15 protein-coding genes are annotated in these 14140 nt (G+C 66.4%); 11 read left to right on the top strand and 4 right to left on the bottom strand.

Annotated features, from left to right (window positions below; translation table 11 throughout):
- Window positions 1-109 precede the first annotated feature (109 nt).
- Window positions 110-493: an Mth938-like domain-containing protein gene (locus tag M2282_RS16580; protein ID WP_280809874.1), complete on the bottom strand. Its 384-nt coding sequence runs from the start codon at window positions 491-493 to the stop codon at window positions 110-112.
- Between the two features lie 98 nt (window positions 494-591).
- Here M2282_RS16580 and M2282_RS16585 point away from each other — a divergent pair, with 98 nt between their 5' ends.
- The 6 genes from M2282_RS16585 to moaD all read left to right on the top strand — a co-directional run bounded on the left by M2282_RS16585 (window position 592) and on the right by moaD (window position 6755).
- A complete protein-coding gene (locus M2282_RS16585; RefSeq protein WP_280809875.1) occupies window positions 592-1824 on the top strand; it encodes a pyridoxal phosphate-dependent aminotransferase in 1233 nt (410 codons plus the stop codon).
- 94 nt (window positions 1825-1918) lie between these two features.
- Window positions 1919-3241, top strand: a complete 1323-nt coding sequence (locus M2282_RS16590) for a homoserine dehydrogenase (protein WP_280809876.1) — start codon at window positions 1919-1921, stop codon at window positions 3239-3241.
- Window positions 3238-4653 carry a threonine synthase gene (gene thrC / locus M2282_RS16595; RefSeq protein ID WP_280809877.1) on the top strand — a complete coding sequence of 472 codons (1416 nt, stop codon included), beginning with the start codon at window positions 3238-3240 and terminating at the stop codon, window positions 4651-4653. Before M2282_RS16590 ends, thrC begins: the two co-directional genes overlap by 4 nt.
- 18 nt (window positions 4654-4671) lie before the next feature.
- A complete protein-coding gene (mobB, locus tag M2282_RS16600; RefSeq protein WP_280809878.1) occupies window positions 4672-5217 on the top strand; it encodes a molybdopterin-guanine dinucleotide biosynthesis protein B in 546 nt (181 codons plus the stop codon).
- Entirely contained in the window at window positions 5210-6496 is a 1287-nt protein-coding gene (locus M2282_RS16605) for a molybdopterin molybdotransferase MoeA (protein WP_280809879.1), read from the top strand. The genes mobB and M2282_RS16605 overlap by 8 nt, the downstream gene beginning before the upstream one ends.
- Window positions 6497-6503: 7 nt before the next feature.
- Window positions 6504-6755 (top strand): molybdopterin converting factor subunit 1, encoded by a 252-nt coding sequence (gene moaD, locus M2282_RS16610; RefSeq protein ID WP_280809880.1) that lies wholly within the window; start codon window positions 6504-6506, stop codon window positions 6753-6755.
- On the opposite strand, the gene dapA is transcribed toward moaD, so the two are convergent.
- Entirely contained in the window at window positions 6742-7638 is an 897-nt protein-coding gene (gene dapA, locus M2282_RS16615) for a 4-hydroxy-tetrahydrodipicolinate synthase (RefSeq protein WP_280809881.1), read from the bottom strand. The two genes, moaD and dapA, sit on opposite strands and share 14 nt — an antisense overlap.
- 253 nt (window positions 7639-7891) lie before the next feature.
- Between dapA and M2282_RS16620 the strand changes: the two genes are divergently transcribed.
- Complete coding sequence (locus tag M2282_RS16620; RefSeq protein ID WP_042579522.1) at window positions 7892-8368, top strand: molybdenum cofactor biosynthesis protein MoaE; 477 nt, start codon at window positions 7892-7894, stop codon at window positions 8366-8368.
- Here the strand turns inward: M2282_RS16620 and M2282_RS16625 are convergent.
- Window positions 8365-9360, bottom strand: coding sequence for a Bug family tripartite tricarboxylate transporter substrate binding protein (locus tag M2282_RS16625; RefSeq protein WP_280809882.1), 996 nt, complete (start codon window positions 9358-9360; stop codon window positions 8365-8367). The two genes, M2282_RS16620 and M2282_RS16625, sit on opposite strands and share 4 nt — an antisense overlap.
- A 141-nt stretch (window positions 9361-9501) precedes the next feature.
- On the opposite strand from M2282_RS16625, the gene clpB reads away from it, so the two are divergent.
- From clpB to arfB, 3 genes are read left to right on the top strand one after another with little or no spacing between them, the layout of a single operon-like run.
- The gene (clpB, locus tag M2282_RS16630; RefSeq protein WP_280809883.1) at window positions 9502-12123 is read left to right on the top strand and encodes an ATP-dependent chaperone ClpB; all 2622 of its coding nucleotides are present in this window, start codon (window positions 9502-9504) and stop codon (window positions 12121-12123) included.
- A 9-nt stretch (window positions 12124-12132) separates the two neighbouring features.
- Window positions 12133-12474 carry a hypothetical protein gene (locus M2282_RS16635; protein ID WP_432422908.1) on the top strand — a complete coding sequence of 114 codons (342 nt, stop codon included), beginning with the start codon at window positions 12133-12135 and terminating at the stop codon, window positions 12472-12474.
- Between the two features lie 43 nt (window positions 12475-12517).
- A complete protein-coding gene (arfB, locus tag M2282_RS16640; RefSeq protein WP_280809886.1) occupies window positions 12518-12925 on the top strand; it encodes an alternative ribosome rescue aminoacyl-tRNA hydrolase ArfB in 408 nt (135 codons plus the stop codon).
- On the opposite strand, the gene M2282_RS16645 is transcribed toward arfB, so the two are convergent.
- Window positions 12894-13421, bottom strand: a complete 528-nt coding sequence (locus M2282_RS16645) for a hypothetical protein (RefSeq protein WP_280809887.1) — start codon at window positions 13419-13421, stop codon at window positions 12894-12896. The two genes, arfB and M2282_RS16645, sit on opposite strands and share 32 nt — an antisense overlap.
- A gap of 128 nt (window positions 13422-13549) precedes the next feature.
- Between M2282_RS16645 and M2282_RS16650 the strand changes: the two genes are divergently transcribed.
- Window positions 13550-14128: a DUF3299 domain-containing protein gene (locus M2282_RS16650; protein WP_280809888.1), complete on the top strand. Its 579-nt coding sequence runs from the start codon at window positions 13550-13552 to the stop codon at window positions 14126-14128.
- Window positions 14129-14140: the final 12 nt, after the last annotated feature.

Genomic DNA, 14140 nt, shown 5'->3' on the forward strand with positions numbered 1-14140 from the left:
CGTGGACCGAGTTCTTTGGGGCAGACGCGATGCGCGGAGGATTGGTCGTTGCTAACTTTGGGGTAGCTGGCCTGTTCGCAACCCAGTATTTTACCCCGAAAATACCCTCTCAGTCAGGTGACGGGCTCTCGATCAGCAGCGCGGCGATCACGTGCCTGCCTTCGCCGGCCAGGATGTTGTATGTCCGGCAGGCCGCAGGGGTGTCCATGGTTTCCACGCCGGTGCGCTGCGCCATCAGGGGGCGCAGCCATGCGGGCTGCGGGAAGCGGATGCGGGTTCCGCTGCCAAAGATGATCAATTCGGCGCCCAATTCGGCAAGTTGCGCGAAATGTTCCGGGCCGAGTTCGTCGAAACGGGTGCAGTTCCATGCGAAACGCTCGCCGCGCGAGCCGACAACCACGCTGCCCTCGACCTTTTCGTTGTTGATCGCGACCCAGCCGGGGCCGTGTGCGGTGAGGGACTGGGCGTCGGATTTGTCGGGCTGGAGCTTCATCTGGTCACTGGGAACTGTGGTCAAATTATAGGTTTTCCCCAGTGACACGAGGCCTGCAGGGGCCTTTGACTTCGAGTAAACCCGCCCGGGAGGGCCCTTTGAAGCAGCTCAAGAAATCGGCCAAGCTGGCCAACGTCCTCTACGACATCCGCGGTCCCATCATGGACGCCGCCAAGCAGATGGAAGAGGACGGCCAGAAGATCATCAAGCTCAATATCGGCAATCTCGCCGTGTTCGGCTTCGATGCGCCCGAGGAAATCCAGCAGGACATGATCCGCAACCTGCCGAATTCGGCGGGCTATTCGGACAGCAAGGGCGTCTTCGCCGCGCGCAAGGCGGTGATGCACGAGACACAGAAGCAGGGCATTGCCGGCGTCACGCTGGACGACATCTACCTGGGTAACGGCGCCAGCGAGCTGATCGCCATGTCCACGAACGCGCTGCTGGACGATGGCGACGAGCTGCTGCTGCCGGCCCCCGACTACCCCCTGTGGACCGCCTCCACCAGCCTGTCGGGCGGCACCCCGGTGCATTACCTCTGCGACGAGGCCAACGGCTGGATGCCCAACCTGGACGACATCCGCGCCAAGATCACGCCCCGCACCAAGGGCATCGTGGTCATCAACCCCAACAACCCGACCGGCGCGCTCTATTCCGACGAGCTGCTCAAGAGCATCGTGGCCATCGCCCGCGAACACAGCCTCGTGATCTTCGCCGACGAGGTCTACGACAAGGTCCTGTATGACGGCGTCAAGCACACCGCCATCGCCAGCCTGTCGACCGACGTGCTCACGCTCACCTTCAATTCGCTTTCCAAGAGTTATCGCTCGTGCGGCTACCGCGCCGGCTGGCTGGTTGTTTCCGGCGACAAGCGCGCCGCGCAGGACTACATCGAGGGCCTCAACATGCTCTCGAACATGCGCCTGTGCGCCAACGTGCCGGGCCAGTGGGCCATCCAGACAGCCCTGGGCGGCTACCAGAGCATCAACGACCTGGTCTGCGACGGCGGGCGCCTGCGCCGCCAGCGCGACCTGGCCTACGAGCTGATCACCGCCATCCCGGGCGTGACCTGCGTCAAGCCCAGCGCCGCGCTCTACATGTTTCCGAGGCTCGATCCCGAGGTCTACCCGATCACGGACGACCGCCAGTTCTTCCTCGAACTGCTGAAGGAGACCCGCGTGATGCTGGTGCAGGGCACCGGCTTCAACTGGGCCACGCCGGACCACTTCCGCATCGTGTTCCTGCCCCACGAAGACGACCTGCGCGAGGCCATCAACCGCATCGCGAAGTTCCTGGAGCAGTACCGCTTGCGCCGCAAGACGGGACTGTGAAATCTGCTGGCGGCGGCATGTGCCGTTGCCTTGCCGGCGCTTCCTGAAGGCTGCCCCCATTCAAACCATGAACGCCATGAGCGCGACCCTCTCAATGAAACCCATCCAAGTAGGCCTGCTCGGCGCAGGCACGGTCGGCAGCGGCACCTTCAAGGTGCTCCAGCGCAACCAGGAAGAAATCAAGCGCCGCGCCGGCCGAGGCATCGAGATCACCATGGTGGCCGACCTGGACACCGCCCGCGCCCGCGAAGTGGCGGGCGAAGGCGTCAAGGTGGTGGCCGATGCGCGCGAAATCATCGCCAACCCCGACATCGGCATCGTCATCGAGCTGATCGGCGGCTACGGCGTCGCGAAACAGCTGGTGCTTGAAGCCATCGCGGCCGGCAAGCACGTGGTCACGGCCAACAAGGCGCTGCTTGCGGTGCACGGCACCGAGATCTTCGCGGCCGCGCATGCCAAGGGCGTGATGGTGGCTTTCGAGGCGGCGGTGGCCGGCGGCATCCCGATCATCAAGGCGCTGCGCGAAGGCCTCACGGCCAACAGCATCCAGTGGGTGGCGGGCATCATCAACGGCACGACCAACTTCATCCTCTCCGAGATGCGCGACAAGGGCCTGGACTTCGCCACCGTGCTCAAGGAAGCCCAGCGCCTGGGCTATGCCGAAGCCGACCCGACCTTCGACATCGAGGGCGTCGACGCCGGTCACAAGGTCACGCTGATGAGCGCCATCGCGTTCGGCATTCCGGTGCAGTTCGACAAGGCCCACATCGAGGGCATCACCAAGCTCGCCGCGCAGGACATCAAGTACGCCGAGCAGCTCGGCTACCGCATCAAGCTGCTGGGCATCACCAAGCGCACGGCCAAGGGCATTGAGTTGCGCGTTCACCCGTCTCTCGTGCCGGCCAAGCGCCTGCTGGCCAACGTCGAAGGCGCGATGAACGCGGTGGTCGTGCACGGCGACGCCGTCGGCACCACGCTCTACTACGGCAAGGGCGCCGGCAGCGAGCCGACCGCGAGCGCCGTGATCGCCGACCTGGTCGACATCACCCGCCTGCACACGGCCGACGCCGCGCACCGCGTGCCGCACCTGGCCTTCCACCCCGACGCGATGAGCGACCTGAAGGTGCTGCCGATGGCCGAGGTGGTCACCAGCTACTACCTGCGCCTGCGCGTGGCCGACCAGGCCGGCGTGCTCGCCAAGGTCACGGGCCTGCTGGCCACCGCCGGCATCAGCATCGACGCGGTGCTGCAGCGCGAAGCCGACGAAGTGGGCGGCGAGGGCTCCACGCAGACCGACCTCATCATCCTCACGCACGACGCGCGCGAAGGCACGGTCGACGACGTGCTGGCCGAACTGCAGGCACTGCCCACCGTGCTCGAACCCATCGTGCGCATCCGCAAGGAAGAGTTGAAGTGAACTACCTGAGCACCCGCGGCCACCCGGACCGCAAGCGCTTCTGCGAAATCCTGCTCGAAGGCCTCGCGCCCGATGGCGGCCTGTATCTGCCCGAGAAGTACCCGCAGGTCGATACCGCCACGCTCGCGAAGTGGCGCGATCTGCCCTATGCCGAGCTGGCCTTCGAGATCCTCTCGCTCTACATCGACGACATCGCACCCACCGACCTGAAGGCGATCTGCGCCAAGACCTACACCGCCGAAGTGTTCGGCACCGACGAGATCGTGCCGCTGCGCGAGCTCGAAGACGGCGTGTACATCGAAGCCCTGTCCAACGGCCCGACGCTGGCCTTCAAGGACATGGCGATGCAGCTCCTGGGCAACCTGTTCGAGTACGAACTGGCCCGCCGCGGCGCGGAGCTCAACATCCTGGGCGCCACCAGCGGCGACACCGGCAGCGCGGCCGAATACGCCATGCGCGGCAAGAAGGGCGTGCGCGTCTTCATGACCTCGCCGGACGGCCGCATGAGCCCGTTCCAGCAGGCACAGATGTTCAGTCTGCAGGACGAGAACATCCACAACATCGCCATCACCGGCGTGTTCGACGACTGCCAGGACATCGTGAAGGCGGTGTCCAACGACCTGGGCTTCAAGCGCAAGTACCGCATCGGCACGGTCAACTCGATCAACTGGGCGCGGCTGCTCGCGCAGGTCGTCTACTACTTCGCGGGCTACTTCCAGGCGACGGCCAGCAACGACAAGCCGGTGAGCTTCACCGTGCCCTCGGGCAACTTCGGCAACGTCTGCGCGGGCCACGTGGCCCGCATGATGGGCCTGCCCATCCAGACGCTGGTGGTCGCCACCAACGAGAACAATGTGCTCGACGAGTTCTTCCGCACCGGCATCTACCGCGTGCGCAGCGCCGCCGACACGCACGAGACCTCCAGCCCCTCGATGGACATCAGCAAGGCCAGCAACTTCGAGCGTTTCGTCTTCGACCTCGTGGGCCGCGATGCGGGCAAGCTGCGCAAGCTGTTCGTGGAAGACCTGGGGCTGGAAGGCCGCTTCGACCTGAGCGCCGACCCGGCCTTCAAGCAGGCTGCCGAACGCTTCGGTTTCAAGAGCAGCCGCAGCACGCACGCCGACCGCCTGGCCACCATCCGCGACACCGAGAAGCGCTTTGCCACGCTGGTCGATCCTCACACGGCCGACGGCCTGAAGTCCGCGCGCGAATTCCTCGTGCCCGGCGTGCCGATGGTGGTGCTCGAAACGGCGCTGCCGATCAAGTTCGCCGCCACGATCGTCGAAGCGCTGGGCCACGAACCGGACCGGCCCGCGAAGTTCGAAGGCATCGAGGCGCTGCCCAAGCGCGTGGTCAAGCTGCCGGCGGACGCGGAGGCCGTCAAGGCCTACATCGCCCAGAACTGTGACTGACACATCGAGCCATCCGGCATGAAGGTCGTCGGGTTCGCTGGCTATTCGGGCGCGGGCAAGACCACGCTGGTCGAAAAGCTGATTCCCGTGCTCAAGCGGTTCGGCAAGCGCGTCTCCGTGGTCAAGCATGCGCACCACAAGTTCGACATCGACCATCCCGGCAAGGACACCTGGCGCCACCGCGAGGCGGGCGCCTTCGAGGTGGTTGTCGCCTCCGACAAGCGACTGGCGCTGATGCGCGAGTTCGAAACCCCGGTCGAACTCGATGTGCACCAGCTGCTGGCCGAGCTGCATTCGGCCGCCGACTGGGTGCTGGTCGAGGGATTCCGGCACACCGATGTGCCCAAGATCGAGGTCTGGCGTCAGCCCGGGGCGAGCGAGCCGTCGAGGCCCGTGCTCTACACGGATGACCCGTTCGTCACCGCCATCGCCACGGACGCACCCGACAGCCTCCCGGCCCCCACCGAGCGGCCACTGTTCGACCTCAATGACGCCGAGGCCATCGCGCAGTGGCTCATCGCCCATGGCGAGCGCTTCGAGTACAACCCGGAACACCATGGCTGACACACCCGTTCCGTTCTCCGCGTCCAACGCGCGGCCCCCGCTGATGCCGCTGGACGAGGCCATCGCGCAATTGCTGGCCAAGGCGGTGCCGAAGCTTGCCGACGAAAGCGTCGTCACTTTCGAGGCCGATGGCCGGGTGCTCGCGCAGGACCTGGTCTCCGGCCTCACCGTGCCGCCGCGCGACAACAGTGCGATGGACGGCTACGCGGTGCGTGCGGCCGATTGCGCCATGCCCGGCGCCGAGCTTCAGGTGACGCAGCGCATTCCCGCCGGCACAGTCGGCACGCCGCTCGCGGCCGGCACCGCGGCGCGCATCTTCACCGGCGCGCAGATTCCCGAGGGCGCCGACGCCGTCGTGATGCAGGAAGACACCACCGCCACGCCGCAGGAAGGCGGCCTGGGCTCGGTGCGTATCGCGATCGTTCCGGTGGCCGGTCAATGGGTTCGACGCGCGGGCGAGGATGTGGCCTCCGGCGACATCGTCTTGAAGAAGGGCGAACGCCTCACGCCCGCGGCGCTCGGCCTTGCGGCCAGCGTCGGCTTCCATAAGCTGCAGGTTGCCCGCAAGCCGCGCGTGGCCATGCTCTCCACCGGCGACGAGCTGGTGATGCCCGGCGAGGTCGCGCCCGACGCGATGAAGCCCGGCGCGATCTACAACTCCAACCGTTTCTTCATGCGCGCCTTGCTGCACAGGCTGGGCTGCGAGGTGAACGACCTGGGCATCGTGCCCGACAACCGCGAGACCACCATCGCGGCATTGCGCGACGCGGCCGAGACCAGCGACGTGATCATCACGACCGGTGGAGTCTCCGTCGGCGAGGAAGACCACATTCGCGCCGCGCTGCAGACGCTCGGCGAACTGCAGCTGTGGTCGCTGTCGATGAAGCCCGGCAAGCCTTTCGCTTATGGCTCCATTGCGCGCAGCAACGGGCAGGGCGTGTGCCATGTCACGGGGTTGCCCGGCAATCCGGTGTCGAGCTTCCTGACCTTCCTGATGCTCGTGCGCCCCTTCCTGTTGACGCTGCAGGGCGCCGATCGCGTGACGCCCGAGGCCGTGCAGATGCGCGCTGATTTCGACTGGCCGCGCGCAGACAAGCGCCGCGAGTTCCTCCGCGCACGGCGCAACGCGGCGGGCGGGCTCGACCTGTTCGCCAACCAGAGTTCGGGCGTGCTGACCTCGATGGTCTGGGGCGACGGCGTGGTCGACAACCCCTCGGGCCGGACGATCAAGTCCGGCGACACCGTGAACTTCATTCCCTTCGCCTCGCTGCTTGCCTGATACGCCCATGAAGGTCCAGATCCGTTATTTCGCCTCGGTGCGCGAGGCGCTCTCCACGAGCGGTGAAACCGTCGACACCCGCGCCGAAACGCTCGCTGCGCTGCGCGACGAACTCATCGCACGCGGCGGTGCACACGCCACCGCCCTCGCGCGCGGCAAGGCGGTGCGCATGGCGCTCGATCAGGTCATGAGCGACGAAGCCGCGGCCCTGCACGAAGGCTGCGAAGTCGCGTTCTTCCCGCCGGTTACGGGCGGCTGAGGCGCGCGTCCAGCGCCACCAGGCGCTCGCGCAGGTCGTCGGAGGCGCGGGTCATCGGCGAGCGCAACTCGTCGCGCATCGTGCCGCCGTGGGCCAGCAGCGCCTTCAATGGGCCGGGGTTAGCTTCGGCGAACAGCATCTCGATCAGCGGCTGCAGCGGTTGCCATTCGGCGCGGGCCTCGGCGACGCGGTTGTCGGCCAGGAGGCGCAGTACCTGCACGAAGCGCTTCGTCTGTACATGCCCGCTCGCTGCGATAGCGCCCACGCCGCCTTCGGCCACCGTCGAGAAAATCTGGTGGTCTTCGCCCGACAGCACCTGCAGCCGGCCATCGGCGATCAGGGTGCGCGTCTTGGCCATGTCGCCGCCGCAGTCCTTGATGCCCTGGATGCGCGGGTGTGCCGCCAGCGCCAGCAGCGTTTCGCGGGTGAGGGTGGCGCCGGTGCGGTAGGGGATGTCGTAGATCAGCACCGGTACCGCGCTCGCATCGGCAATCGCACGGAACCATTCGAGCAACCCCGCCTGCGAAGGGCGGATGTAGTGCGGCGCGGGGACCAGAAGACCCGCCAGCGGCCGTTCCGAAAGCTTGCGCACCCAGGCCGTCGTCTTGCCCAAGTGGTAGCCCGAGAGGCCCATGACCACCGGCAGGCCGCCGGCGGCTGCCAGCACGGTATCGAGCGAAGCCAGTTGTTCCGTCTCGTCGAGCGCGGCGGCCTCGCCGGTCGAGCCGCAGACCACGAAGCCGGCCACGCCCTCGGCGGCAAGGCGGCGGGTCAGTGCGGCGAGCGCGTCATGGTCGACCGCGCCGTCCCGGAACGGCGTGACGAGCGGAATCCAGAGGCCCGAGAAATCGGGGGCAGGGGAGGCGGATGGTTGTTGTGGCACGCAGGTTTCCTTTCAGGAATCAACCGATGGAAAGAACCACCGTCCGATGCGCGCACAACCATGCTGGGGTCAAAGCCTCTTGGCAGGCTCCGTCGCTCATCCGACGACGGAACCGCAGCTCCGGTCAGACGAGCTTTGGTTTTTTGGCTTTGCTGCCTTGTCGCGCGCAACGGCTCCCCGGGTGCGAAAGCACCGTGGCGAACGTGGCGAGGCAAGGCATGGGCGCAGTCTATCGCGATGCCACAATCCGGACATGAGCGTTGCGCGTGTTTCGATCCAGACAGCCGATTTCGACTTGAGCCAGGAGCTCGCCACGTTGCGTGCGGGCGACAAGCGCGTGGGCGCGGTCTGCAGCTTCATCGGCACCGTGCGGGATCGCAACGACGGCAGCACCGTCGCCTCCATGGAACTGGAGCACTACCCCGGCATGACCGAGAAAGCCATCGAGGCCATGATCGACGAGGCGCACAAGCGCTTCGACATCCTCGGCGCCCGCGTGATCCACCGCGTGGGCCTCCTGCAGCCGCTCGACCAGATCATGATGGTGGCGGTCGTCTCGGCCCACCGCGGCCAGAGCTTCGAGGCCTGCGAGTTCCTGATGGACTACCTGAAGACCCAAGCCCCGTTCTGGAAAAAAGAACAGACGCCCGAAGGCGCCCGTTGGGTCGATGCGCGCGTCAGCGACGACGCCGCGTTGGCGCGCTGGGGCATCTCTGCCCCGAACGCTTAAAGCGGCTTGAAGCCGCTGGCCTGGATGATCCGTTCCCAGGTCTGCGTGTAAGTGCGCACGCGGCCTGCGAACTGCCCCTGCGGCTCATAGCCGACCGTGAGGCCCATCGTCGTCAGCTTCTGCTTCACATCCGGCATCGCCAGCACTTTCTGAAGCGCATCGCCGTACTTGTCGATGATCGGCTGCGGCGTGCCCACGGGCGCGAAGATGCCGTAGTAGGGCAGGTCTTCCAGGTTCGAGAAGCCCAGCTCGGTGAAGGTCGGCACGTTCGGCAGCACCGCCTGGCGCTTGGCGCCGATGGAGGCCACGATGCGCACCTTGCCCGCCTTGTGGTTCTCGATGAAGTCCGGCACCGAGGCGATGCCCGCGGTGATCTGGTTGCCCAGCATGTCGGCCACCATGGGCGCGCTGCCGCGGTAGGGCGCGGGCTGCACGTCGATCTTGTACTTGTCCGAGATCATCTTCACGAGGAATTCGGGGATCGAAGCCGGCGCCGGGATGCCGATGGTCTCCTTGCCATCGCGCTGCGTGCGGACCCACTTCACGTACTCGTCGATGCTCTTGGCCGGCGTGCCGCCCGAGACAGCCAGCACGTTGGCGAAGGTGGCGAAACCGGCCACGGGCACGAAATCGGTGGCGGGGTTGAAGCCGGGGTTCTTGACCACCTGCGGCAGGATCGAGATGGTGTGGTCGTGCGAGAGGAACAGCGTGTGTCCGTCGGCAGGCGACGACTTCAGCACCGTTGCGGCAATCTGCCCGCCCGCGCCGCCGCGGTTCTCCACCACCACCGGCACGCCCAGCACGTCCTTGAGCTTTTCGCCCAGCGTGCGTGCAATGGCATCGGTACCCGCGCCGGCCGGAAAGCCCACGAGCAGGCGAATGGGGGTGGCGCCTTGCGCCTGCGCAAGGCCGGACAGGCCCAGGGCGGCTAGAAAGAGGCCGGCGCTGATCGCCCGGCGGACCGGCTGAACGCGCTGCGTTGAAAAAACCATGATCGACTCCATTCGAGAGAGAGAAATGCCTACGGCAATAAGGTACGAGGCACCGTGCAATACCCGTGCCCACGGCGCGAGTCCGGTTTGCAACCTTGAATCGTGCCCGAACGGCCCTATTTTGGAAGCAGGAATACCACCATGCGACAAGACAAACTCACCACCAAATTTCAGGAAGCGCTGAGCGACGCGCAGACGCTGGCGCTCGGCAACGACAACGCCTACATCGAACCGGCCCACCTGCTGGTCGCGATGCTGCGCCAGGACGACGGCCCCCGCGCCCTGCTGGAGCGTGCCGGGGTCAATGTGCCGGGTCTCTTGCAGGCGGCCGAGGCTGCCATCAAGAAGCTGCCGCAGGTGCAGGGCCACGACATCGTGCAGGTCGGCCCCGACCTGGGCAAGCTGCTGCAGGCCACCGAGAAGGAAGCCATCAAGCGCAATGACCAATTCGTTGCCGGCGAACTTTTCCTCCTGGCCGTGGCCGACAGCAAGTCCGACATCGGCAGGATCGCGAAGGAGAACGGCCTGAGCCGCAAGTCGCTCGAATCGGCCATCGACGCCGTGCGCGGCGGGCAGGGCGTGAACAGCGCCGATGCCGAAGGCCAGCGCGAAGCGCTCAAGAAACACACCATGGACCTGACCGAGCGCGCGCGTCTCGGCAAGCTCGATCCGGTCATCGGCCGCGACGAGGAAATCCGCCGTGCCATCCAGGTGCTGCAACGCCGTACCAAGAACAACCCCGTGCTCATCGGCGAACCCGGCGTGGGCAAGACCGCCATCGTCGAAGGCCTCGCGCAGCGCATCGTCGCGGGCGAGGTGCCCGATTCGCTCAAGGGCAAGCGCGTGTTGTCGCTCGACATGGCTTCGCTGCTGGCCGGCGCCAAATTTCGCGGCGAGTTCGAGGAGCGCCTGAAGACCGTGCTCAACGAACTCGCGAAGGACGAAGGCCAGACCATCGTCTTCATCGACGAGCTGCACACCATGGTCGGCGCCGGCAAGGCCGAGGGCGCGATGGACGCGGGCAACATGCTCAAGCCCGCACTCGCGCGCGGCGAACTGCATTGCGTGGGCGCCACCACGCTGGACGAATACCGCAAGTACATCGAGAAAGATGCTGCCCTGGAGCGCCGCTTCCAGAAGATCATCGTGGGCGAGCCGAGCGTGGAGGCCACCATCGCCATCCTGCGCGGCTTGCAGGAGAAGTACGAAGTGCACCACGGCGTGCAGATCACCGACCCGGCCATCGTGGCCGCGGCAGAACTGAGTGACCGCTACATCACCGACCGTTTCCTGCCCGACAAGGCCATCGACCTGATCGACGAGGCCGCGGCCAAGATCAAGATCGAGATGGACTCCAAGCCCGAGGTCATGGACCGCCTGGACCGCCGCCTGATCCAGCTGCAGATCGAGCGCGAGGCCGTGCGCCGCGAAAAGGACGAGTCCTCGCAGAAGCGCTTCGCCCTCATCGAGGACGAGATCGCGAAGCTGCAGAAGGAAATCGCCGACTACGACGAGATTTGGCAGGCCGAGAAGGCCCAGGCCCAGGGCAGCGCGCACATCCGCGAGGAAATCGAGAAGCTCAAGACCGAGATCAAGGAATGGGAGCGCAAGGGCGACTTCAACAAGCTTGCCGAGCTTCAATACGGCCAGCTGCCCGCGCTCGAAAAGCGCCTGAAGGAAGCCGAGGCCAATGAGGCGAACAAGGGCAAGTCCAGCGCGCCCACGTTGCTGCGCACGCAGGTCGGCGCCGAAGAAATCGCCGAGGTCGTGGCGCGCGCCACCGGCATTCCGGTCGCCAAGCTGATGCAGGGCGAGCGCGACAAGCTGCTCGTGATGGAAGACAAGCTGCACGAGCGCGTGGTCGGCCAGGACGAAGCCATCGGTGCGGTCGCCAACGCGATCCGCCGCTCGCGCTCGGGCCTGTCGGACCCGAACCGCCCCACGGGCTCGTTCCTGTTCCTCGGCCCCACGGGTGTGGGCAAGACCGAGCTGTGCAAGGCGCTCGCGGGCTTCATGTTCGACAGCGAAGACCACCTGATCCGCATCGACATGAGCGAGTTCATGGAGAAGCATTCGGTCGCCCGCCTCATCGGCGCGCCGCCGGGCTACGTGGGCTATGAAGAGGGCGGCTACCTCACCGAGGCCGTGCGCCGCAAGCCTTACAGCGTGGTGCTGCTCGACGAGGTCGAGAAGGCGCACCCCGACGTGTTCAACGTGCTGCTGCAGGTGCTCGACGATGGACGCCTGACCGACGGCCAGGGCCGCACCGTGGACTTCAAGAACACCGTGATCGTGATGACGAGCAACATCGGCTCGCCCATCATCCAGGCCATGGTGGGCAAGCCTTCGGAAGAGATCAAGGAAGCGGTGTGGGACGAGCTGAAGAACTACTTCCGCCCCGAGTTCCTGAACCGCATCGACGAGACGGTGGTGTTCCATGCGCTCGACGCGAAGAACATCGAATCGATCGCCGCGATCCAGCTGAAGGTGCTCAAGGCGCGTCTGGCGAAGATGGACCTGGGCCTGGAGGTCTCGCCCGCGGCGCTCGCCGAGATCGCCAAGGTCGGCTTCGACCCGGTGTTCGGTGCGCGGCCGCTCAAGCGTGCGATCCAGCAGCGCATCGAGAACCCGCTCTCGCGGCTGCTGCTGGACGGCAGCTTCGGGCCGAAGGACACGATCGATGTCAACACCGACCCGATCCGGTCGCCAGGCCAGTTCTCGTTCACCAAGGGCGGGGAACCAACGGCGGCGGCTTCGGCCTAAAGTCGGATGATGAACTTCATTCTTCGCGTCATTCTTCTGCTCCTGGGGCTGGTCTTCGCGGCCAGCCTGGCCGTCGCGGTCATGCTGCTGGCGGCCGTGTGGGGCGTGCGCTACGCCTGGGCGCGCCTCACGGGCAAGCCGGTGACGCCCTGGATGGCGTCGATGGGCGGACGCTTCAATCCGCGCTCGGGCTTCGACCGGTTTCGCAATGCGGCAAAACCCGCCGAACCGACCGCTGCGGATGTGGCCAATGCGCGGGCGCGTGGTGAATCGGTGGCGCGCCCGGAGCGCATCCGCGGCAGCGTGAGCGATGTGACCGACGTCGCGCCGAAGTCGGTCTCGCGCGGCTGAGCCTCCGCCATCGCCGAACGCGTTTGAAGGCACACTCGCCTTCATGCTCCGCCCACCCCTCCTGATCGATCCCGACGAAGTCGAGATCAGCGCCATCCGGGCGCAGGGCGCGGGCGGGCAGAACGTCAACAAGGTGTCCAGCGCGGTGCACCTGCGCTACGACATCCCCGCTAGCTCGTTGCCCGCCGACGTGAAGGAGCGGCTGCTCGCGCTGCGCGACAGCCGCATCACGCAGGAGGGCGTCTTCGTGCTCAAGGCGCAGCAGCACCGCACGCAGGAGATGAACCGCGCCGATGCGCTCGCGCGCCTGCAGGCGGTGATCGATACCGTCGCCACGCCGCCGCGCGTGCGGCGTGCCACCAAGCCCACCTACGGTTCGAAGCAGCGCCGGCTCGAAGGCAAGAGCCAGCGTTCGCAGATCAAGAACCTGCGCGGACCTGTGCGGGACTGACCGGCTTGTCGCCGCGCATCCGCTTGATCTGCAGCGTCACGCCGACCAGGTACAGCGCGCCGAGCACCGCGGTGATCGCCTTGAGTTCGGGCGCCTCGGCGCTCGGCAGCAGCGGCGCTCCCAGCGGCAGGCGGGTCAGGGTTTCGGTGAAGGCCGGGATCCAGTGGAAGAGAAAGCTGGCCGAATAGGCGATGGCCTCGATGTAGCGCGAGTTCTTGCCGAGGCTGCCCCGGCCGGCCAGTGCACCCACCGCGAGCGCGACCAGCGTGATGATGCCCAGCGCGTGCGGCTTGCCGAAGCCGCCGTGCTGGAAGATGCCGAAGCCGGTCAGGCAGGTGAGCACCGTGGTCCAGACGAAGACCTGGCCCCAGCCGGTGCGCAGGGTGATTTCCTTGTAGCGCAGCAGGGCGACGAGCCCCGCGACGACGGCGATCAGGCTGATCGCGGTGTGAACCAAGCCGAGGGACGTGAGCCCCAGCCATCCTGTCGCTGCCATGCGGATCTCCTCGTTGTCGTGGTGCGGCATTCTGGCGCGACGTCATCCATTTGTGTGAATTGCGACGAATTGAGTGTCAAAGGCCCTGCTTTACGGGAATGAAACATCTCACAAGCAAAATCGCGCTCATGAGAAGGTTCTTTTCGCGTGCCCTGCTGTCGGCATTTCTCCTGGCGCCGGCTGCCGCGCTGCTGGCCGGCTGCAGCCCGCAGGCCGCCGCAACGAGCGCGAGCGCAGCCGCCGCCCCGGAGCTCAACTGGGATGAGCTCATCCCCAAGAGCTGGGACCCGACCAGGCGCTACCGCAACATCAGCCTCGAGGCGCTGCGCGACAACGACCCGCGCGCGATCCAGATGCTCGACGAGATGCGCGCGGTCTGGGACAACGCGCCGGTCAACGTGGCGCTCGACGGCACCGCGGCCAAGCTCTCGGGCTTTGTCGTGCCGCTGGACAGCACGCAGGACGGCATCCGCGAATTCCTTCTCGTGCCGTACTTCGGCGCCTGCATCCACACCCCGCCGCCACCGGCCAACCAGATCGTGCATGTCATCGCGGCCCAGGCCTTCAAGGGCTTGCACGCGATGGACACGGTCAAGGTCAGCGGCGTGCTGAAGGCGGCCCGCTATGCGTCGGCGGACATGGGCGTGAGTGGGTACGAGATCAAGTCTGCGGCGGTGGAGCGCTTCGTCGCGGCACGGCCGAATTGAGAAGGTGTGAGC

Origin of the sequence: Variovorax boronicumulans (genome assembly GCF_029892485.1) — a bacterium.
Taxonomy (GTDB): Bacteria; Pseudomonadota; Gammaproteobacteria; order Burkholderiales; family Burkholderiaceae_C; genus Variovorax; species Variovorax boronicumulans_B.

Coding starts and splice junctions, on each gene's coding strand:
- M2282_RS16635 (WP_432422908.1), top strand. CDS start 12,133: ATGAACTTCATTCTTCGCGTCATTCTTCTGCTCCTGGGGCTGGTCTTC.
- M2282_RS16620 (WP_042579522.1), top strand. CDS start 7,892: ATGAGCGTTGCGCGTGTTTCGATCCAGACAGCCGATTTCGACTTGAGC.
- clpB (WP_280809883.1), top strand. CDS start 9,502: ATGCGACAAGACAAACTCACCACCAAATTTCAGGAAGCGCTGAGCGAC.
- arfB (WP_280809886.1), top strand. CDS start 12,518: ATGCTCCGCCCACCCCTCCTGATCGATCCCGACGAAGTCGAGATCAGC.
- M2282_RS16605 (WP_280809879.1), top strand. CDS start 5,210: ATGGCTGACACACCCGTTCCGTTCTCCGCGTCCAACGCGCGGCCCCCG.
- M2282_RS16645 (WP_280809887.1), bottom strand. CDS start 13,421: ATGGCAGCGACAGGATGGCTGGGGCTCACGTCCCTCGGCTTGGTTCAC.
- M2282_RS16650 (WP_280809888.1), top strand. CDS start 13,550: ATGAGAAGGTTCTTTTCGCGTGCCCTGCTGTCGGCATTTCTCCTGGCG.
- M2282_RS16625 (WP_280809882.1), bottom strand. CDS start 9,360: ATGGTTTTTTCAACGCAGCGCGTTCAGCCGGTCCGCCGGGCGATCAGC.
- moaD (WP_280809880.1), top strand. CDS start 6,504: ATGAAGGTCCAGATCCGTTATTTCGCCTCGGTGCGCGAGGCGCTCTCC.
- mobB (WP_280809878.1), top strand. CDS start 4,672: ATGAAGGTCGTCGGGTTCGCTGGCTATTCGGGCGCGGGCAAGACCACG.
- M2282_RS16580 (WP_280809874.1), bottom strand. CDS start 493: ATGAAGCTCCAGCCCGACAAATCCGACGCCCAGTCCCTCACCGCACAC.
- M2282_RS16590 (WP_280809876.1), top strand. CDS start 1,919: ATGAAACCCATCCAAGTAGGCCTGCTCGGCGCAGGCACGGTCGGCAGC.